The 20,659-nt window shown below is 60.7% G+C and carries 18 protein-coding genes; 7 read left to right on the plus strand and 11 right to left on the minus strand.

Annotated features, from left to right (window positions below; genetic code table 11):
- Nucleotides 1–36: 36 nt before the first annotated feature.
- The 3 genes from lolE to lolC are packed head-to-tail and all read right to left on the minus strand — an operon-like array spanning nucleotide 37 to nucleotide 3,183.
- Nucleotides 37–1,284 (minus strand): lipoprotein-releasing ABC transporter permease subunit LolE, encoded by a 1,248-nt coding sequence (lolE, locus tag JL05_RS18550; RefSeq protein ID WP_015377581.1) that lies wholly within the window; start codon nucleotides 1,282–1,284, stop codon nucleotides 37–39.
- The gene (gene lolD / locus JL05_RS18555; protein ID WP_004941120.1) at nucleotides 1,284–1,988 is read right to left on the minus strand and encodes a lipoprotein-releasing ABC transporter ATP-binding protein LolD; all 705 of its coding nucleotides are present in this window, start codon (nucleotides 1,986–1,988) and stop codon (nucleotides 1,284–1,286) included. The genes lolE and lolD overlap by 1 nt, the downstream gene beginning before the upstream one ends.
- Nucleotides 1,981–3,183 (minus strand): lipoprotein-releasing ABC transporter permease subunit LolC, encoded by a 1,203-nt coding sequence (lolC, locus tag JL05_RS18560; protein WP_004941116.1) that lies wholly within the window; start codon nucleotides 3,181–3,183, stop codon nucleotides 1,981–1,983. The genes lolD and lolC overlap by 8 nt, the downstream gene beginning before the upstream one ends.
- Before the next feature lie 419 nt (nucleotides 3,184–3,602).
- Between lolC and JL05_RS18565 the strand changes: the two genes are divergently transcribed.
- Together JL05_RS18565 and mfd are read left to right on the plus strand one after the other, a co-directional pair.
- Nucleotides 3,603–4,208, plus strand: coding sequence for a serine O-acetyltransferase (locus JL05_RS18565; protein ID WP_033633295.1), 606 nt, complete (start codon nucleotides 3,603–3,605; stop codon nucleotides 4,206–4,208).
- 204 nt (nucleotides 4,209–4,412) lie between these two features.
- The gene (gene mfd / locus JL05_RS18570; RefSeq protein WP_033633296.1) at nucleotides 4,413–7,886 is read left to right on the plus strand and encodes a transcription-repair coupling factor; all 3,474 of its coding nucleotides are present in this window, start codon (nucleotides 4,413–4,415) and stop codon (nucleotides 7,884–7,886) included.
- 32 nt (nucleotides 7,887–7,918) lie between these two features.
- On the opposite strand, the gene JL05_RS18575 is transcribed toward mfd, so the two are convergent.
- The gene (locus tag JL05_RS18575) at nucleotides 7,919–9,019 is read right to left on the minus strand and encodes a GGDEF domain-containing protein (RefSeq protein WP_033633297.1); all 1,101 of its coding nucleotides are present in this window, start codon (nucleotides 9,017–9,019) and stop codon (nucleotides 7,919–7,921) included.
- Between the two features lie 200 nt (nucleotides 9,020–9,219).
- Here JL05_RS18575 and JL05_RS18580 point away from each other — a divergent pair, with 200 nt between their 5' ends.
- Together JL05_RS18580 and dauA are read left to right on the plus strand one after the other, a co-directional pair.
- Nucleotides 9,220–9,702 (plus strand): heme-degrading domain-containing protein, encoded by a 483-nt coding sequence (locus JL05_RS18580; protein WP_033633298.1) that lies wholly within the window; start codon nucleotides 9,220–9,222, stop codon nucleotides 9,700–9,702.
- Nucleotides 9,703–9,937: 235 nt separating this feature from the next.
- Entirely contained in the window at nucleotides 9,938–11,626 is a 1,689-nt protein-coding gene (gene dauA, locus JL05_RS18585; protein ID WP_033633299.1) for a C4-dicarboxylic acid transporter DauA, read from the plus strand.
- Nucleotides 11,627–11,672: 46 nt separating this feature from the next.
- On the opposite strand, the gene kdsA is transcribed toward dauA, so the two are convergent.
- From kdsA to hemA, 6 genes are read right to left on the minus strand one after another with little or no spacing between them, the layout of a single operon-like run.
- Entirely contained in the window at nucleotides 11,673–12,527 is an 855-nt protein-coding gene (gene kdsA, locus JL05_RS18590; RefSeq protein WP_033633672.1) for a 3-deoxy-8-phosphooctulonate synthase, read from the minus strand.
- A 58-nt stretch (nucleotides 12,528–12,585) separates the two neighbouring features.
- Nucleotides 12,586–13,395: an invasion regulator SirB1 gene (sirB1, locus tag JL05_RS18595; RefSeq protein ID WP_015377575.1), complete on the minus strand. Its 810-nt coding sequence runs from the start codon at nucleotides 13,393–13,395 to the stop codon at nucleotides 12,586–12,588.
- A complete protein-coding gene (locus JL05_RS18600) occupies nucleotides 13,392–13,790 on the minus strand; it encodes a SirB2 family protein (RefSeq protein ID WP_004941079.1) in 399 nt (132 codons plus the stop codon). The genes sirB1 and JL05_RS18600 overlap by 4 nt, the downstream gene beginning before the upstream one ends.
- A 44-nt stretch (nucleotides 13,791–13,834) precedes the next feature.
- Nucleotides 13,835–14,668, minus strand: coding sequence for a peptide chain release factor N(5)-glutamine methyltransferase (prmC, locus tag JL05_RS18605; RefSeq protein ID WP_033633300.1), 834 nt, complete (start codon nucleotides 14,666–14,668; stop codon nucleotides 13,835–13,837).
- On the minus strand, nucleotides 14,668–15,753 hold the full coding sequence (prfA, locus tag JL05_RS18610) for a peptide chain release factor 1 (RefSeq protein WP_015377573.1): 1,086 nt from the start codon (nucleotides 15,751–15,753) through the stop codon (nucleotides 14,668–14,670). Before prfA ends, prmC begins: the two co-directional genes overlap by 1 nt.
- 31 nt (nucleotides 15,754–15,784) lie before the next feature.
- Nucleotides 15,785–17,047, minus strand: coding sequence for a glutamyl-tRNA reductase (gene hemA / locus JL05_RS18615; protein ID WP_004941072.1), 1,263 nt, complete (start codon nucleotides 17,045–17,047; stop codon nucleotides 15,785–15,787).
- A gap of 467 nt (nucleotides 17,048–17,514) precedes the next feature.
- Between hemA and lolB the strand changes: the two genes are divergently transcribed.
- The 3 genes from lolB (at nucleotide 17,515) to prs (ending at nucleotide 20,123) form a co-directional block, all read left to right on the plus strand.
- Nucleotides 17,515–18,138 (plus strand): lipoprotein insertase outer membrane protein LolB, encoded by a 624-nt coding sequence (lolB, locus tag JL05_RS18620; RefSeq protein WP_004941069.1) that lies wholly within the window; start codon nucleotides 17,515–17,517, stop codon nucleotides 18,136–18,138.
- A complete protein-coding gene (gene ispE, locus JL05_RS18625; protein WP_033633301.1) occupies nucleotides 18,135–19,001 on the plus strand; it encodes a 4-(cytidine 5'-diphospho)-2-C-methyl-D-erythritol kinase in 867 nt (288 codons plus the stop codon). The genes lolB and ispE overlap by 4 nt, the downstream gene beginning before the upstream one ends.
- A gap of 174 nt (nucleotides 19,002–19,175) precedes the next feature.
- Nucleotides 19,176–20,123 (plus strand): ribose-phosphate diphosphokinase, encoded by a 948-nt coding sequence (gene prs / locus JL05_RS18630; RefSeq protein WP_004941061.1) that lies wholly within the window; start codon nucleotides 19,176–19,178, stop codon nucleotides 20,121–20,123.
- Nucleotides 20,124–20,307: 184 nt separating this feature from the next.
- Here the strand turns inward: prs and ychH are convergent, their stop codons facing one another.
- A complete protein-coding gene (ychH, locus tag JL05_RS18635) occupies nucleotides 20,308–20,586 on the minus strand; it encodes a stress-induced protein YchH (RefSeq protein ID WP_004941056.1) in 279 nt (92 codons plus the stop codon).
- Nucleotides 20,587–20,659: the final 73 nt, after the last annotated feature.

The following is a 20,659-nucleotide window of genomic DNA, read 5'->3' on the forward strand; positions in this document are numbered from 1 at the left end:
AAAAAACGGGGCGGCATCGCTGCCTCCCCGTTGGTGTTATTGTCCGCTCAGCACCCGCGCCGGATCGATGCGGCTTGCGCGCCTCGCCGGATACCAACTGGCCAACAGGCTCAGCACAATGGCGGTCGCCAGCACGATCAGCACGTCCAGCCAGTGCAGCTCGGAAGGCAGGAAGTCGATGAAGTAGATATCGCCCGACAGGAAGGAATGACCGACCAGTTTCTCGATGCCGCGGATAATGTTAGTCAGCTGCAGCGAGGCGATCACGCCGATCACCACGCCGCTCAGGCTGCCCAGCAGCCCGGCCAACAGCCCGTACCAGATGAAGATGGCGCGGATAAAGCCGTCTTTAGCGCCCAGGGTGCGCAGCACCGCGATGTCGGCGCTTTTGTCTTTCACCGCCATCACCAGCGTGGAAACGATGTTGAAGCAGGCCACGCCGATCACCAGCACCATCGCCAGATACATGATGGCGCGGATCATCTGGATGTCGCGGTACATGTAGCCGTACTTGCCGATCCAGCTTTTGATGTAGATATAAGAATTGGTCACTTCGCCGGCGTCGCGCACCAGTTTATTGGCGGCGAACACGTCGTTCATCTTGAGCGCGATACCCGTGACGCTGTCACCCATGTCGAGATACTGCTGCGCGTCGGCCAGCGGCACCAGCGCCAGGCTGTGATCGAGCTGGCCGCTGAGCTGCAAAATGCCGGTCACATGCAGGCGAATGCGCTTCGGCTGCAGCAGCTTCATTTCCGGGTCGCTGTTGGGGATCATCACCGTCACATAGGCGCCCTGTTTAACGCCCAGTGCGTCGGCCACGCCCTTGCCGAGGATCACCTGCTGCTCGCCGGGCTTGAAGTTGGCCCAGGCGTCGCCCTGCACATACTGCGGCAGCGCGCTCAGCCGGCTCTCCTGCTGCGGATCCACGCCTTTGACTTCCACCGCGCGCAGCTGCGCGCCGTTTTCCATCAGGCCGGTGAAATTGATGTACGGCGCGGCGGCCAAAATGCCCGGCACCTTTTCCACCCGCTGCAGAATCGACGGCCAGCCGCTGAACGGCTGATTGACCGGCTCAAGCTCGCCGTGCGGCACCACCGCCAGAATGCGGTTCTTCAGCTCGCGCTCAAAACCGTTCATCGCGCTCAGCCCGACGATCAGCACCGCCACCCCCAGCGCGATGCCGATGGTGGAGATGACCGAGATCAGCGACACCATGCCGCCGCGTTTACGGCCGCGGCTGAAACGCAGGGCCGTCAGGAAGGACAGTGAGGCTCCCGCCATTATTCGGCCCCCATCAGGGTCAGCTGCGCCTGCAGGTGGCCGTCGGCCATTTCCAGCTGGCGGCTCAGGCGCTTGGCCAGCTGCAGATCGTGCGTCACCACCAGGAAAGCGGTGCCCTGGCGCACGTTCAGCTCGCCCAGCAGATCGAAGATGCTGTCCGCGGTGCGTTTATCCAGGTTACCGGTCGGTTCGTCCGCCAGCACCAACGCCGGGTTGTTGACCAACGCGCGCGCGATCGCCACGCGCTGACGTTCGCCGCCGGAGAGCTCGGACGGGCGGTGCTTGCTGCGTTTTTCCAGCCCGACCGCCGCCAGCATCTCCCGCGCCTTCTCCTGCGCCTGCGCCGGCTTGGCGCCGCCGATCAAGAGCGGCATGGCGGCGTTTTCCAGCGCGGTGAAGTCCGGCAACAGATGGTGGAACTGATAGATGAAGCCCAGCTGGCGGTTGCGCAGCTCGGCCTTGGCCGCCGAAGACATGGCGTTCAGCGATTCGCCCTTGAAGATCACCTCGCCGGAGGTCGGCGAGTCCAGCCCGCCCAGCAGGTGCAACAGGGTGCTCTTGCCGGAACCCGAGCTGCCGACGATCGCCATCATCTCGCCCTGCTGCATGGCAAAGCTGACATTGCGCAGCACGTCGGTGTGCAGATTGCCTTCCTGATAGGTCTTGCACAGGTTGTCACACTGCAGCAAAAGATGGTTACTCATAACGTAAAGCCTCAGCGGGTTGTACGGCGGCAGCGCGCCATGAAGGATAGAGCGTGGACAACAGGGAAACCGCCATCGCCACCACAGCGATGATCGTCACCTGCAGCGGATCGACCGCCACCGGCAGCGAAGCGCCGTCGATCAAGGCGCCGAGGATCGGCATCAGGTTATTCAGATTGGTAGCCAGCAGCACGCCGAGCAGCGTGCCGAGCAGCGAACCGATGATGCCGGCGCTGGCGCCCTGCACCATAAATACCGACATGATCTGGCGGCGGGTCAGCCCCTGGGTTTGCAGAATGGCGACCTCGCCCTGCTTCTCCATCACCAACAGGCCGAGAGAGGTGATGATGTTAAACGCCGCCACCGCCACGATCAGACTGAGCAGCAGCCCCATCATGTTCTTCTCCATACGCACCGCCTGGAACAGCTCGCCCTTGCGATCGCGCCAGTCTTTCCAGACGGTGCCCGCCGGCAGCGCCTGTTGGCTGAGGGTATCGACCGTCAGCGGCTGTTGCAGGAACAGGCGCCAGCCGGTGATGTTGCCGGCCGGGTAGCGCATCAGGCGCGAAGCGTCCTGTTGGTTGACCAGCAGCTGATAGCCGTCCACCTCGCTGTTGGCGTGGAAGGTGCCGATGAGAGTGAACAGGCGCTGGCTGGGAATGCGGCCCATTGGCGTGAACTGGCTGGCGCTCGGCACCATCACGCGCAGCGAATCGCCGCGCTTGACACCAAGTTGCCCCGCCAGCTGTTCGCCGATGATGATGTTGTACTGGCCCGGCTGCAGCTGCTGTTGCTTGACGTTGACCAGATATGGGGTCAGCGGATCGGCCTCGTCGGGATTGACGCCGAGCATTACCCCGACCGCCACGCTGCGGGCGCTTTGCAGCACCACGTCACCGGTGGTCAGCGGCGCGACGCGCGTGACGCCCTGCAGCTTCTGCACCTCGGAGGCCGGCAGCTGCTGCGGGTTGACCGATCCTTGCGGACTGGTGACCAACGCCTGCGGCATCAGGCCGAGAATGTTGTTTTCCAGATCCTTTTCGAATCCGTTCATCACCGACAGCACGGTGACCAACGCCATCACCCCCAGCGTAATGCCGATGGTGGAAAGCCAGGAAACAAACCGCCCGAAGCGGTCTGAGGCTCGCCCGCGCATGTAGCGCAGGCCAATGAATAACGCGACAGGTTGATACATGAAATCCGTTTGATAGCCGTGGCTTAAGCAAAGTGATCATGGATTATATCGTCGCCCTGAAAACAATTAAATGAAAAATAAAGATTTTTACGATTCTTACAGCAGTACGAATCCGGCCTTCCCATCTCGGATAACCCCTTGTTTACACTTAACTGTTTTTAGTGAATCGGCAAAATACTTGCGGCGTTCCGCCTCAGTTTCTTCTGAAAATGATAGTGAGACCTGCGATATCGCGTTTGCCTCTGTAACTCACCAGGCACTGGCCACATTGCCGTTTCCCACCGTTGCAACACGCCGCCGGCCAAGCGGGTTTCACTCAAGGTTCTGCGCGCAGGATCGCCAGCGATTTCACCCTATGCTACTATCTGCCAACATTGACAAAGTTGATGATAGTTATCGGTTAAACGCAAGGGCAATCAATGAGAGCGGAAACAAAATATAAAATCTATGCCGACTTCTTTCGCGCGAGCAGAAAGTCTGGCATCGCAAGGCTAATCAAGTCCCTTTTCCAACAGAACTACGTCGGCTTTAACTACATTTTCACCTTGCGGCTGCACAGTGATTTTCACGCCAAAAAACGCAATATCTTTGAGAGACTTTGTTTTCGTCTACTGGTGAAAAATCTCAAGCGCCTGCAGATAAAATATGGCATCGAAATTCCCCATCAGGCCAGTATCGGTGAAGGCCTGCTTATTCCGCACTTCGGCGGCATCGTTATCCATCCCAACGTGAAGATTGGTAAAAATTGCACCATCCTGCAAGGTGTGACCATCGGCAACAACCTCTTCAAAAGCCGTGAAGACGTCGCCACTATCGGCGATAACGTCACCATTGCAGCCGGAGCCAAGATCGTTGGTCCGGTCACTATCGGTGACAATGTGACGATTGGCGCCAACTCCGTTGTCACCAGTGACATTGAGCCAAACTGCATCGTGGCAGGCATGCCGGCCAAGATTATTTCGCGCAAAGAGTCAATTGTGCTGAATACGGATTACTTGTCCTTTGACGAATATCAAAAGCGCTAATCTTGCGCTGACTGGCGTTCTATCTTTCCTCCCGGCGACGCCTTGTTGGCGTCGCGCTTGCGTGCATCGTCGCCCCGATAACTAACGAGATAGGGCACTTTTATCGGTGTCAGTTTGCCGGCCGCTGGGCTACTATAAACAGCATAAAAGCACTGGGTTATCCGTGCCGGGACGCCCTCTAACACATTGATTAAAGATACCTGAATGAGCACTTCCGATAGCCGTAACCGTTCTTCATCCCCTCGTTATTCTCTGCCCGATCGCGCGGGCGATCTGCGCCAGCTGGGGCAACTGACCGGCGCGGCCTGCGCCGTGGAGTGCGCCGAGATCGTCGAGCGCCACCCTGGCCCGGTGATGCTGATCGCGCCGGATATGCAAAACGCCCTGCGACTGCGCGACGAGATCCAGCAGTTCACCGATCAGATGGTGACCACGCTGTCCGACTGGGAAACCCTGCCGTACGACAGCTTCTCGCCGCATCAGGAAATCATCTCGGATCGTTTGTCGAGCCTGTATCACCTGCCGACCATGGCGCGCGGCGTGATCATTCTGCCGGTCAACACCCTGATGCAGCGCGTCTGCCCGCACGAATTCCTGCACGGCCACGCGCTGGTGATGAAGAAAGGCCAGCGCCTGTCGCGCGATAAGCTGCGCGCGCAGCTGGAACAGGCCGGTTACCGCAGCGTCGATCAGGTGATGGAGCACGGCGAATTCGCCACCCGCGGCGCATTGCTCGATCTTTATCCGATGGGCAGCGATGAGCCTTACCGCATCGACTTCTTCGATGACGAAATCGACAGCCTGCGCATCTTCGACGTCGACACCCAGCGTACGCTGAGCGAAGTCGAGGCCATCAATCTGTTGCCGGCCCACGAGTTCCCCACCGACAAGAACGCCATCGAGCTGTTCCGCAGCCAGTGGCGCGAGCAGTTTGAGGTGCGTCGCGACGCCGAGCACATCTATCAGCAGGTCAGCAAAAGCGCCTGGCCCGCCGGTATCGAATACTGGCAGCCGCTGTTCTTCAGCCAGCCGCTGCCGTCGCTGTTCAGCTACCTGCCGGCCAATACGCTGATCGTCAATACCGGCGATCTGGAGAGCGCCGCCGAGCGCTTTTGGCAGGACGTCAACCAGCGTTACGAAAGCCGCCGCGTCGATCCGATGCGCCCGCTGCTGGCGCCGGATACGCTGTGGCTGCGCGTTGACGCGCTGTTCGGCGAGCTGAAAGCCTGGCCGCGCATCGCGCTGAAAACCGATGAGCTGCCGGTCAAGGCCGGCAATACCAATCTGGATTACCATGCCCTGCCCGATCTGGCGGTGCAGGCGCAGCATAAATCCCCGCTGGATAATCTGCGCCGCTTTATCGAAGGCTTCGACGGCAGCGTGATTTTCTCCGTCGAGAGCGAGGGGCGGCGTGAAACGCTGCAGGATCTGCTCGGCCGCATCAAGCTGGCGCCGGCGCTGATCCAGCGTCTCGATCAGGCGGAAACCGCGGGCCGTTACATGATGGTCGGCGCCGCCGAACACGGTTTCCTCGACGGCCTGCGCCAGCGTGCACTGATCTGCGAAAGCGATCTGCTCGGCGAACGCGTCAGTCGCCGCCGGCAGGACAACCGGCGCACCATCAACACCGATACCCTGATCCGCAACCTGGCGGAGCTGCATCCCGGCCAGCCGGTGGTGCATCTGGAGCACGGCGTTGGCCGCTATGTCGGCCTGACCACGCTGGAAGCCGGCGGCATCAAGGCTGAATACCTGATCCTCTCCTACGCCGGTGAGGACAAGCTGTACGTGCCGGTCTCATCGCTGCACCTGATCAGCCGTTACGCCGGCGGCGCGGATGAAAACGCCCCGCTGCACAAGCTGGGCGGCGACGCCTGGACGCGCGCGCGGCAAAAAGCGGCCGAACGGGTGCGCGACGTGGCGGCGGAGCTGCTGGATATTTACGCCCAGCGCGCCGCCAAGGCCGGTTTCGCCTTCAAGCATAACCGCGAACAATACCAGCTGTTCTGCCAGACCTTCCCATTCGAAACCACGCCGGATCAGGAACAGGCGATCAATGCGGTGCTGAGCGACATGTGCCAGCCGCTGGCGATGGACCGCCTGGTGTGCGGCGACGTCGGCTTCGGCAAAACCGAAGTGGCGATGCGCGCCGCCTTCCTGGCGGTGGAAAACGGCAAGCAGGTGGCGGTGCTGGTGCCGACCACCCTGCTGGCGCAACAGCACTTCGACAACTTCCGCGATCGCTTCGCCACCTGGCCGATCCGCATCGAGATGATGTCGCGCTTCCGCAGCGCCAAAGAGCAGCAGCAGGTGCTGGACGACGCGGCCGAGGGCAAAGTGGACATCATCATCGGCACGCACAAACTGCTGCAGAGCGATCTGCGCTGGAAGGATTTGGGGCTGCTGATCGTCGATGAAGAGCACCGCTTTGGCGTGCGCCACAAGGAGCGCATCAAAGCGATGCGCGCCGACGTCGATATCCTGACGCTGACCGCCACGCCGATCCCGCGTACGCTGAACATGGCGATGAGCGGCATGCGCGATCTGTCGATCATCGCCACTCCGCCGGCGCGCCGGCTGGCGGTGAAGACCTTCGTGCGCGAATACGACAGTCTGGTGGTGCGCGAGGCGATCCTGCGCGAAGTGCTGCGCGGCGGCCAGGTTTACTACCTCTACAACGACGTGGAAAACATCGAGAAAGCGGCGCAACGCCTGGCTGAGCTGGTGCCGGAGGCGCGCATCGCCATCGGTCACGGTCAGATGCGCGAACGCGATCTGGAACGGGTGATGAACGATTTCCACCACCAGCGCTTCAACGTGCTGGTGTGCACCACCATCATCGAAACCGGCATCGATATCCCCAGCGCCAACACCATCATCATCGAGCGGGCCGATCGCTTCGGCCTGGCGCAGCTGCACCAACTGCGCGGCCGCGTCGGGCGTTCGCACCATCAGGCTTACGCCTATCTGTTGACGCCAAACCCGAAAGCCATGGGCACCGACGCTCATAAACGGCTCGAGGCCATCGCGTCGCTGGAAGATCTCGGCGCCGGTTTCGCGCTGGCAACCCACGATCTGGAGATCCGCGGCGCCGGCGAACTGCTGGGCGAAGACCAGAGCGGCCAGATGACCACCGTCGGCTTCTCGCTCTATATGGAGCTGCTGGAAAGCGCCGTCGACGCGTTGAAAAACGGCCGCGAACCGTCGCTGGAAGATCTCACCAGCAACCAGACCGAGGTAGAGTTGCGCATGCCGGCGCTGCTGCCGGAAGATTTCATTCCCGACGTCAATACCCGCCTGTCGCTGTATAAGCGTATCGCCAGCGCGAAGAACGACGGTGAGCTTGACGAGCTGAAGGTCGAGCTGATCGACCGCTTCGGTCAACTGCCGGATGCGGCGCGCAATCTGTTGCAGTGCGCGGCGCTACGCCTGCACGCGCAGAAACTGGGGATCAAACGCATCGAGAGCAACGAGCGCGGCGGCTTTATCGAGTTCGGCGACAACAACCGCGTCGATCCGGGTTATCTGATCGGCCTGTTGCAGGGCAATCCGCAGGTTTACCGCCTGGACGGCCCGAGCAAGCTGAAGTTCACGCTCGACCTGGCCGATCGCCAAAAACGCCTGGCGTTCACCGAAGAGCTGCTGAACGCCTTCCGCGAACACACGCTGGCGGTCTGAGCCAACGCCCCCGCCGTGGCGGCGGGGGCGGCTTATTCGCGCGGGAATCCGGCGCCCAGCGGCGCCAGCTGCATCACGCGGCTGGTCACCACCCGGTTTTTGCCGCTGCGCTTCGCCTCATACAAGGCCTCGTCGGTCATGGCGATCGCCTTGTCCAGCGTCATGCCCGGCAGATACAGCGACACGCCGATCGACAGCGTGATGTGCGCTTCGTCGTGCGCATTCAGCAAGAACGTCGAGCTTTCAACCGCGCTGCGAATGCGCTCCGCCACCCCGCCGATGACCTGCGGATCGTAGCTGGCGGTGATCACCATAAACTCCTCGCCGCCGTAGCGCCCGACGAAGTCCTCATTGCGCACGCTGTTTTGCAGCAGCCGGCCGACGCTGGCCAGCAGCACGTCACCGGCCGGATGGCCGTAGGTATCGTTGATGCTTTTGAAGTTATCCAAATCGAGGATCATCAGCCCGCACGGGCGGCGCTCGGCACGCTGCAGCATCAGCTGATAATCGACGCTGGCGCGGTTGTTGATGTGGGTCAGGCTGTCGGTGGTGGCGCGCGCGCGCATCGCGAAATAGGCGTAGATATGGCGCTCTTTGAAATTCAGCGCATGATAGCAAATCGCCAGACAGAGCGCGGAAACCGCCTGGTACAGCAACACATCCGGCCACAGCCCGCTCATGTCCACCAGCAGCCACACCACCGCGATGCGATACAGCGCGATGATGCCGATCGTCAGGTAAAACGTCCGGTGGGATTTTTTCAGCCACACGCGCGACAGCAGCAGCGGCGCGACGATCGAGGCGATGAACAGGTTATCGACGGTGAAACCGCCGGTCAGCGTCATGGCGAACAGAAAACTCACCAGCCCGCTGACGCCGCCGCCGAAGAAAGTCACCAATATCATCGGGATCATCGCAAAGCTGTAATGCACCTTATCGGTCAGCTCCAGCCGATCCTGGCTCAAATACAGCACCGCCACCCCGGCCAGCAGGCCGAAAACAACGCGCTTCCACAGTGCGGATTGATAAGAAAAAGGGGCATTCTTGCTGAGAAGGAAATAGCTTATCGACAACGTCGCGTAGGTGATGCAGGCGTCGCTGTAAAGGGTAGAAATGGACGCAATGTAAGTCATAAATAGTCAGCGCGCTCCTCGGGATCGCCAGGGGGTAATGTGCAGACGTTGAATAACGCATCCCTGTCGTCTCCGCTTCGGCGGCGGCCATTTTACACGGTCTATTAATAGAGTAGCAGTTCTATCTTATCGCCAAGCCGTCTATCTCACGACGCCCGCTTCAGGCTACTCTGTGCGTTGTGTTATCGGGGGAGAACCGCATGAATATCGACGATGAACTGCAAGCGCTCAGCGAACAGGAAGCGACGCTGGCCTTTACCCATTTTGACGCCGCCACCGCCTGGGAACTGGGCGCGGCGCTGAAAACCGCCGCCGAGCGGCGCGGCCTGAGCATCGCCATCGAGATCCAACTGACCGGGCAGACGCTGTTTTATTACGCCATGCCGGGGGCAACGCCGGACATTGCCGACTGGGTGCGGCGCAAGCGCAATCTGGTGAACCATTTTCACAAAAGCTCTTACGCCATCGGCCTGCGCCTGCAGCAACGGCAAACGTCGCTGGAGGAGCGTTACGGGCTGAGCGTGCGTGACTATTCGGTGCACGGCGGCGCCTTCCCGCTCACCCTGACCGGCCTCGGCTGCGTCGGCAGCATCAGCATTTCCGGCGCGCCGCAGAAGGAAGATCACCAGCTGCTGGTGAGTACTTTAGCCCACTTTCTCGGCTTATCCCTGCCCACGCTGTAATAACCGTTAAAACCTTGACTGTCACTTTTCTTGTCAGCCGCAGAATCTGCGGCTGACTTCTCTATTATCGAAATTTAGCGCCGAACAAAAGGGCGACTCTCTGATTTCCTGCGCCAAATTGATACAGGTCTGGTAATCCGCTGAACAAAAGGCGTATGGTATCTGTCACGTGACAAGACGGACCTCATCGGGCCCGCCATTCCTTTCACTTTTGAAGATTTGGTACGCACCGTAGATGAAAACGCATGAAATAAACAAAATTCGCCCCTTCAGCGCGCTGATAGACGCCTGCTGGCGGGAACCTTATAACCTGGCGCGGTTGTTGAAAGACGCTATCGCCGGAGTCACGGTCGGTATTATCGCCATTCCGCTGGCGATGGCGTTGGCGATCGCCAGCGGCGTGCCGCCGCAGTATGGTCTATATACCGCCGCTATCGCCGGCATCGTCATCGCCGTCAGCGGCGGTTCGCGCTACAGCGTCTCCGGCCCCACCGCCGCCTTCGTGGTGATCCTCTATCCGGTCTCGCAGCAGTTCGGCCTGGCCGGCCTGCTGGTCGCCACGCTGATCTCCGGGGTATTTCTGCTGCTGATGGGGCTCGCGCGCTTTGGCAGGCTGATCGAGTACATTCCACTGCCGGTGACGCTCGGCTTTACCTCCGGCATCGCCATCACCATCGCCACCATGCAGATCAAGGACTTTTTCGGTCTGCAGCTGGCGCACACGCCGGAAAACTATGTCGGCAAGCTGTACACCCTGCTGCAGGCGCTGCCGACGCTGGATCTCGGCGATACCCTGATCGGCGCCGTGACGCTGCTGATTTTGATCTTCTGGCCCAAGCTCGGCCTGCGGGTGCCCGGCCACCTGCCGGCGCTGCTGGCGGGCACCGCGCTGATGGGGCTGCTGACGCTGTTTGACCACCCGGTGGCGACCATCGGCTCCCGCTTCAGCTACCTGCTGGCCGATGGCAGCAGCGGCCAGGGCATTCCGCCGATCCTGCCGCAGCTGTTGCTGCCCTGGGATCTGCCGGGCGGCGGCGGGCAGCCGTTCACTCTGAGTTGGCAAACCGTTTCCGCCCTGTTGCCGGCGGCGTTTTCGATGGCAATGCTCGGCGCGATCGAATCACTGCTGTGCGCAGTGGTGCTCGACGGCATGACCGGCAAGAAGCATAACTCGAACAGCGAATTAATCGGCCAGGGTGCGGGCAACATCATCGCGCCGTTCTTCGGCGGCATCACCGCGACCGCCGCGATTGCCCGATCGGCCGCCAACGTGCGCGCCGGCGCCACCTCACCGGTGTCCGCCATCATCCACGCACTGCTGGTGCTGTTGGCGCTGCTGGTTCTGGCGCCGTGGCTCTCTTATCTGCCGCTGGCGGCGATGGCGGCGCTGCTGCTGATGGTCGCCTGGAACATGAGCGAGGCGCACAAAGTGATTTACCTGCTGCGCCGGGCGCCGAAGGACGACATTCTGGTGCTGCTGCTGTGCATGTCGCTGACGGTGCTGTTCGACATGGTGATCGCCATTACCGTGGGCATCGTGTTGGCGTCGCTGCTGTTTATGCGCCGCATCGCCCGCATGACGCGGTTGAGCGAGCTGAGCGCCGACGATGGCCGCCTGGTGCTGCGAGTGAATGGCCCGCTGTTCTTCGCCGCCGCCGAGCGTATCTTTAGCGAACTGCTGGCACGCAGCGAGGATTACCGGACGATCGTGCTGCAGTGGGATGCGGTGCCAGTGCTCGACGCCGGCGGCCTGAACGCCCTGCGGCGCTTTATCGACGTGCTGCCGGCGGATAAAAAGCTGGTGATCACCGACGTGCCGTTCCAGCCGCTGAAAACCCTGGCGCGCGCGCGGGTGCAGCCGATCGAGGGCCGCTTGCAGTTCTACCCGACGCTGCCGGAAGCGCTGGCGGCCACCGGCGCCTGAACGTAAAAAAGCCCGACGCGTCGGGCTTTTTTTTGGCGATGAGCGCTTAGTTGCTGGTATCCAGCTCCGGGAAGCTCTTCACCAGGTCGTCGATGGCTTTCATCTGCGCCAGGAACGGTTCCAGCTTGTCCAACGGCAGCGCGGACGGCCCGTCGCACTTGGCGTTGTTAGGATCCGGGTGCGCTTCGAGGAACAGCCCTGCCAGGCCAACCGCCATGCCGGCACGCGCCAGCTCGGCCACCTGAGCACGACGGCCGCCGGACGCGGCGCCGAACGGATCGCGGGTCTGCAACGCGTGGGTCACGTCGAAGATCACCGGATGGCCGCCAGTCACGTTCTTCATCACGTTGATGCCCAGCATGTCGACCACCAGGTTGTCATAGCCAAAGTTGCTGCCGCGATCGCACAGGATCACCTGGTCGTTGCCGCCCTCTTTGAACTTGTCGACGATGTTGCCCATCTGCCCCGGGCTGACAAACTGCGGCTTCTTGACGTTGATCACCGCGCCGGTTTTCGCCATCGCTTCCACCAGATCGGTCTGACGCGCCAGGAAGGCCGGCAGCTGGATCACGTCAACCACTTCAGAAACCGGCTGCGCCTGTGCCGCTTCGTGCACGTCGGTGATGATTTTCACGCCGAAGGTTTTTTTCAGCTCTTCGAAGATCTTCATCCCTTCTTCCAGGCCCGGACCGCGGTACGAGTGAATGGAAGAACGGTTGGCCTTGTCGAAAGAGGCTTTGAATATGTAAGGAATGCCCAGTTTTTGCGTCACGGTGACGTAGTGCTCGCAGATGCTCATCGCCAGGTCGCGCGATTCCAGCACGTTCATACCGCCAAACAGCACAAACGGCAGATCGTTTGCTACGTCGATGTCGCCAATGCTAACCACTTTCTGTTTCATGCTTTCGCCTTTGTTAAGGTTGTAACCGTCGCCTTGCAAACTGCACGGAGTCATTGAATTAATGCAGCGTCACCTGTTTCGGTTCAATCGAATGGATCTGCACTTTGATCACCTCGCTGACCGGGTCTTCAGGACACTGCTCGACAAAATAGTTGAGATCGGAAATCGCGATGTGGTTGCACTCCAGCTGGGCATAAATCAGCCCGCGGTCGCGGATCTCGTACGGATCTTCCGGATCGAAGCACAACACCGTTTCACTGGTGCGCAGCGCCATTTCCAGCTGCTTTTCTTCCATCAGAGCGGCCTTCAGCGTATCCAGCATCTTGCGCACCACCATGATGTTCTCGGATTCGTCGAGATCGTCGTCTTCCAGCTCGGCGCCCAAGCCCAGGTTGCCCTTAATCCACACCTCCAGCTGGTGTTCGCTCAGGGTTTCGCCGTTCAGCGGGTTGATCAGCCACAGCTCTTCATCCAGCCAATCGGCGCGCAGGATCAGCTGAGTGGGGAAAATCACCGGCAGCAGCGGCAGATCCAGCGCGTTGGCGATGTGCAGGAAGATGGTGCCGAGCGAAACCGGCGTGCCCTGCCGCCCCTCCAGCACCTTGTCCAGCCAGATGGCGTCCGACAGGCGGTACACGCCGCTGGCGCCGCCGAATCCCCAGGTCTTGTAGAACAGTTCAATGAGCGCATCCAGTTGCTGCTCCTGAGTGATATCGGCCGGCACCACCGCGCGCGCTTCGTCCACCAGCTGTTGCAGCTTGCGCTCCACGTCGGCAGCCGGGAAATCGCGCCGCACCGACTGCGACACCAGGATCACCCCTTCGCTCAGCGGCGAGGTGTTAAATTCAAAATCAGCAATGCTACTCATAGGTATCCCATCAGAAACGGTATTTTCGTCGTGGCAAGTTTAATTATCAGGTACAGGCAGCCCAACGCCAGCACGAACGCCACGGTTCGCAGCCGCTGACTTTTGGTCTTCTTGCCCAATGCGACGTAGCCAAGCAGGATATAGATAATAACGCCAAACAGCTTCTCGGTCAGCCATGAGTCCATACCCAGCAGCGGATAAAACCCGAACGTCACCACCAGCGCGATGCCGCTGACGAACAGCAGCGTGTCATTCAGGTGCGGCGCTATCTTGACCCAGCGGCGACCCATGATCGGCGAACGGCGCCACTGCCAAAAGAAACGCAGCACAAACAAGGTAATACTGATGGCGACCGTCAGCAAATGGAAATGTTTCAACGCGGTGTATGCAGTCATGGTGCTCCCTTAAATGGCCCGGGCGTCGTTATTATGAGGGGCGCTTATCCCGGCCATTGGCCGAGCGTCACGCGGTCGTTGTCGCCGTAATCACGGTGGGTGGCGACAGCGGAAAATCCGGCGGCCTGCAGCAGCGCGCGCACGCTCTCACCCTGCTGCCAGCCATGTTCCAACAGCAGCCAGCCCTGCGGCTGCAGATGGTGCGGCGCCTGGCGCACGATGGCGGCCAGATCCGCCAACCCGTGCTCGGCGGCGACCAGCGCACTGCCCGGCTCGAAGCGCACGTCGCCCTGCGACAAATGCGGATCGGCGGCATCGATATAGGGCGGATTGCTGGCGATCAGCGCGAAACGTTGCCCCGCGACTGGCGCAAACCAGCTGCCCTGTAAAAATCGGACGTTGTCGATCTTCAGCTTGTGCGCATTGTGCTGCGCCAGCGCAACCGCCTCCGGCTGCACATCGACGCCGATAGCCGAACAATCCGGGCGCTCGCTGGCCAGCGCCAGCGCAATGGCGCCGGTGCCGGTGCCGAGATCGAGGAAGTGGCAGGGTTGCGGCGGCAGGCGCGCCAACGCCAGCTCCACCAGGCATTCGGTATCCGGGCGCGGGATCAGCGTCGCGGGCGAGACCGACAGCGGCAGCGACCAAAACTCGCGCTCGCCCACCAGATAGGCCACCGGCTCACCGCGTTCGCGGCGCGCCAGCAGCGTCTCCAGCTGCTGTTGCTGCGGCGGCGTCAGCACGGTTTCCCCGAACGCCATCAGGAAGGTTCTGGCCCTGCCGGTCACGAAACCCAACAGGATTTCCGCGTCGCGCCGGGCGCTGTCGCTGTGGGTCAAACGCGCGGCGGCGGCTTTCAGCCAGTGTTGATACTCCATCACTCTTGCTCGGCGGACAGCGCCGCCAGCTGATCGGCCTGATACTCCTGCACGATCGGCTGGATCAGCATGTCCAGTTTGCCTTCCATCACCTCGTCCAGGCGGTAGAGCGTCAGGTTGATGCGGTGGTCGGTCACCCGCCCCTGCGGGAAGTTGTAGGTGCGGTTACGGTCGGAACGATCGCCGCTGCCCAGCAGGTTGCGGCGAGTGGACGCCTCGGCCTGCTGGCGCTTGGCCATCTCGGCGGCACGAATGCGCGCGCCCAGCACCGACATCGCCTTGGCTTTGTTTTTGTGCTGTGAACGTTCGTCCTGGCACTCCACCACGATGCCGGTCGGCAGGTGAGTGATGCGGATCGCCGAATCGGTGGTGTTAACGTGCTGGCCGCCGGCGCCGGAGGAACGGAAGGTGTCGATTTTCAGATCGCCCGGGTTGATGTCCGGCAGCTCGGCTTCCGGCACTTCCGGCATCACCGCCACGGTGCAGGCGGAGGTGTGGATGCGCCCCTGGGATTCGGTTTCCGGCACGCGCTGCACGCGGTGGCCGCCGGATTCAAACTTCAGCTGGCCGTACACGCCGTCGCCGGAAACTTTGGCGATCACTTCTTTGAAGCCGCCGTGTTCGCCTTCGTTGGCGCTCATCACCTCGACGCGCCAGCGGCGGCCTTCGGCGTAACGGCTGTACATGCGGAACAGATCGCCGGCGAAGATCGCCGCCTCATCGCCGCCGGTGCCGGCGCGCACTTCGAGGAAGCAGCTGCGCTCATCATCCGGATCTTTCGGCAGCAGCAAGACCTGCAGCTGCTGTTCCAGCGCTTCGCTGCTCGCCCGCGCCTGTTTCAGCTCTTCCTGCGCCATCTCGCGCATTTCCGGATCGTCCAGCATCATTTCCGCCGTCTCCAGATCCTCCTGCACCTGACGCCATTCCAGGAAGCAGCGGCTGACGTCGGTCAGCTGCGCGTATTCTCGCGACAGCGCGCGGAACCGGTCTTGGTCGGCGATGACGCCGGCATCGCCGAGCAGCGCCTGCACTTCTTCATGGCGCTCTTGTAACGCTTCCAGTTTGGCAACAATAGAAGGCTTCATGCGTGGTAATAAACCCTGTTAATAGAGAAAACTAATGCTGATCCAGCCCGAGGCTGTCGCGTAATAACTGCAACCGCTCCACGTCGCCGTCGCCGGCGGCCTGCTGGAGGGATTTGGTAGGGGCATGAATAAGACGGTTGGTCAGTTTATGGGCCAGCTCGTGAATAACCTGCTCCACGTTGGCGCCCTGCGCGATGGCGGCCAGCGCTTTGGCCTCCATCTCTGCGCGGATCTGGTCGGCCTGCGAACGGTAGTCGCGGATGGTTTCCACCGCGCCCTGCGAACGCAGCCAGGCCATGAAGTTGGTGCTTTCCTGCTGCACGATCGATTCCGCCTGCACCGCCGCCGCTTTGCGCTGCGCCAGGTTGCTTTGAATGATGGCGTGCAGATCGTCCACGCTGTACAGATAGGCGTTGGCCAGCTTGCCGACCTCCGGCTCGATATCGCGCGGTACGGCGATATCCACCAACAGCATCGGCTGGTTGCGGCGCGCCTTCAGCGCGCGCTCCACCATCCCCTTGCCGATGATCGGCAGCGGGCTGGCGGTGGAACTGATAATGATGTCGGCGTCCGCCAGACGCTCGTCGATCTCCGGCAGGGTGATCACTTCCGCGCCGACTTCCTCCGCCAGCAATTGCGCGCGCTCGCGGGTGCGGTTAGCGATGATCATATGCCGCACTTTGTGCTCGCGCAGGTGGCGCGCCACCAGCTCGATGGTTTCACCGGCGCCCACCAGCAAGACGTTGAGATCGGCCAGCGATTCGAAGATCTGCCGCGCCAGCGTACAGGCGGCGAAAGCCACGGAGACCGCGCTGGCGCCGATTTCGGTTTCGGTGCGCACGCGCTTGGCGACGGAGAAGGATTTCTGGAACAGGCGCTCCAGCTCGCCGGACAGCGACTGACCGCGTTGTGACTCGGCGAAGGCCTTTTTCACCTGGCCGAGGATTTGCGGTTCGCCCAGCACCAGCGAGTCCAACCCGCTGGCCACCCGCATCAGATGGCTGACCGCGTCGTTGCCTTGATGCCAGTAGAGGCTTTTCTTCACCTCTTCCGGACGCAGGTTGTGGTAGGCGCACAGCCAGGCGACCAGCTGTTCGTGCATGTGCTCCTGCTGCTCCACGCTGAGGTACAGCTCGGTACGGTTGCAGGTGGACAACACGACGCCGCCCTGCACCAACGGTTGTTGGAGCAAGCTGGTCAGCGCCTCATCGATGGACTCTGGCGAGAAGGTCACCCTTTCACGCAGAGAAACCGGAGCGGTTTTGTGATTTATACCTAACGCCAGCAGGGTCATTGCTTCGAGTAATACTTCTGTTGGTACGGGTTCTCGTTGAACGGCATTCTACTTGATGCGCGGGATCAATAAAAGTAACAACCGCATCTTCCGTTCAATCGCTGTCATAGACGACATCAATTAATGAATAAGTAATAAATACAGCGGGATAAATAGTCAAAGGGAAGGCTGATGGTTTAAATTTTAGCGCAGTTTGCGAAGACGCGCACGCTATTCGGCGCACATAACGGCGGCGTTTGCGCAACTCTGCACCGCTTATCGGGAGCGCCTCCCCCGCCTTCAGGCGATTGTGTTACGCTTAATGGCAACCCCGACGCGCGCGCCGTGTTGGCACTACGCCGGTAAACGCGGCAAGATTCAACGCGATGCAGCAAAAAATTGACGCGCCGCCGCCGCCCCGTTAGCGTGAGCGCTGAATCCGGGTTTCGTCGCGCATGCCCGCAAGGACAAAAGGACAAGAAAAAGTTATGCCAATACGCAAAGTTAGTTTGCTCCGTCTGATCCCGCTGGCCAGCCTGGTGCTGGCCGCTTGTACCACCACCAAGCCAACCGGCCCGGCCACCAGCCCGACCTCACCGCAGTGGCGCGCCCATGAGCAGGCGGTGCAGCAGCTTAGCACCTATCAGACCCGCGGCTCTTTCGCCTACTTGTCTGATCAGAAAAAAGTCTATGCCCGCTTCTTCTGGCAGCAGTTTTCGCCGGAGCGCTACCGCCTGCTGCTGACTAACCCGCTGGGCAGCACGGAAATGGATCTCAACGTACAGAAAAACGTGGTGCAGCTGACCGACAACCAGGGCAAACGCTACGTCAGCGACAACCCGGAAGAGATGATCCGCAAGCTGACCGGGATGGCGATCCCGCTGAACAACCTGCGCCAGTGGATGGTCGGCCTGCCGGGCGAAGCCAGCGATTTTGCGCTGGATGACCAATATCGCCTGAGCAAACTGACCTACCAGCAAGGCGGTCAAACCTGGAAAGTGGATTACCAGAGCTACAGCACCGAGGTGCAGCCGACGCTGCCGAACCGTTTGGAGCTGCAGCAGGGCGACCAACGCATCAAGCTGAAAATGGATAACTGGACGCTCAAATGATCCGCCAGTGGCCCTCCCCCGCGAAGCTCAACCTGTTTCTGTACATCACCGGCCGTCGTGAAGACGGCTATCACCTGCTGCAGACGCTGTTCCAGTTTTTGGACTACGGCGACACCCTGACCATTGACCCGTGCCAGGACGATCGCATTAACCTGCTGACGCCGGTCGACGGCGTGCCGGACGAGCAGAACCTGATCGTGCGCGCCGCCCGCCTGCTGCAGCGCTATTGTGATGAACAGGGTCTGCAGACCGCACCGCGCGGCGCCGACATCAGCATCGACAAGCGCCTGCCGATGGGCGGCGGCCTAGGCGGCGGCTCTTCCAACGCCGCCACCGTGCTGGTGGCGCTGAACGAACTGTGGCGCTGCGGCCTTGACGACGACCAACTGGCTGCGTTGGGGCTTAGCCTCGGCGCCGACGTGCCGGTGTTCGTGCGCGGCCACGCCGCCTTCGCCGAAGGCATCGGCGAACGCCTGCTGCCGGCCGAGCCGCCGGAAAAATGGTATCTGGTGGCGCATCCCGGCGTCGGTATCCCGACACCGCTTATCTTCGGCGACCCCGAATTGAAAAGAGACACCCCGGTTCGCTCCTTAAGTGAGCTGTTGCAGGCGCCGTACGCAAATGATTGCGAACCGATCGCAAGAAAACGTTTTCGCGAGGTTGAACAGCTTCTTTCATGGCTGTTAGAATACGCCCCGTCACGCCTGACTGGCACAGGTGCTTGTGTGTTTGCTGAATTCGACACAGAAATCGCCGCCCGTCAGGTGTTAAATCAAGCCCCGGAGTGGTTGTGTGGTTTTGTAGCGCGCGGCGTTAACGTCTCCCCACTACATCGCATTCGTTCCGGGCGGTTTGAGTCGTAGCTCAACGTTTCGCTGCGCAGGGTCATGCACACCTGGCCCTGTTATCCCTGCGCTGCCTGCGATCTCAATTTTAGTTTTACATACCCGTATGTATATTGCGCCGGCGTCGCCGACTGCTCCTTGGCGAGGTCGTATGACAATATCTTCTCTGGACGCAAGCCTGAGGTTCTTCTCGTGCCTGATATGAAGCTTTTTGCTGGTAACGCCACCCCGGAACTAGCACAACGTATTGCCAACCGTTTGTACACCAGCCTTGGTGACGCCGCTGTAGGTCGTTTTAGCGACGGCGAAGTGAGCGTGCAAATCAACGAAAATGTACGCGGCGGTGATATTTTCATCATCCAGTCCACCTGTGCCCCGACCAACGACAACCTGATGGAACTGGTTGTGATGGTCGACGCCCTGCGTCGCGCCTCCGCAGGTCGTATTACCGCCGTTATCCCTTACTTCGGCTATGCCCGCCAGGATCGCCGCGTGCGTTCCGCGCGTGTGCCAATCACCGCCAAGGTGGTTGCCGATTTCCTCTCCAGCGTAGGGGTTGACCGCGTTCTGACGGTGGATCTGCATGCTGAGCAGATTCAAGGCTTCTTCGACGTACCGGTAGACAACGTGTTCGGCAGCCCGATCCTGCTGGAAGACATGCTGCAGCAGAACCTGGAAAACCCGATCGTGGTTTCCCCGGACATCGGCGGCGTCGTGCGCGCCCGCGCTATCGCCAAACTGCTGAACGACACCGACATGGCCATCATCGACAAACGCCGCCCGCGCGCGAACGTTTCTCAGGTGATGCACATCATCGGTGACGTGGCGGGCCGCGACTGCGTGCTGGTCGACGACATGATCGACACCGGCGGCACCTTGTGTAAAGCGGCTGAAGCGTTGAAAGAACGCGGTGCCAAGCGCGTATTCGCCTACGCGACGCACCCGATCTTCTCCGGCAACGCCGTGGACAACATCAAGAACTCGGTGATTGATGAAGTGATCGTCTGCGACACCATTCCGCTGTCGCCGGAAATCAAGGCACTGAAAAACGTTCGCACTCTGACCCTGTCCGGCATGCTGGCTGAAGCCATTCGCCGCATCAGCAACGAAGAGTCGATCTCTGCGATGTTCGAGCATTAATTCGTCGTCTTTCCGGTGCGGCGCCCACTGCGCCGGAAAGATAGCGAGCCCGACAGCAGAAAAGAAAAACCCGTTGGTGCGCGAGCAACAACGGGTTTTCTACTTGTAGTCCGACATGACCTCAAACCTTAATGCACGGCAGATGTTCCCTTGCCCCGCTCTTGCTTCCCTTCTGCTTTTTTAATCAATGCGACGAACGATGTTGATCGTTGCGGCACCGTTTATCAAAGTGTTTTACCCACCAGTAGCGATCCGCCACCTGTTCGCGGCCGCCGATACGCGCGCCCACCAGCCACAACAGCGCGCCGACGAAGATGCTCATGATGGCGCCGTGGGCGAAAAATTGCGGCAGATTGAACTGGGATACTTCAGCAATAATTGAGTATCCGACACCGCCGATCATCACGACCAGCCCCAGTCCCATAAAAAAGTTGCCCACTCTGTCCGCGCTTCTACGTTTCATATGCCACCTCCATGATTGCCATGTGCCAACCGGGATAACGCTGCAACTTGTTAACCCACTTTGATAAGTTAAG

The sequence above is a fragment of the Serratia nematodiphila DZ0503SBS1 genome (assembly GCF_000738675.1).
In the GTDB taxonomy this organism is placed as follows: domain Bacteria; phylum Pseudomonadota; class Gammaproteobacteria; order Enterobacterales; family Enterobacteriaceae; genus Serratia; species Serratia nematodiphila.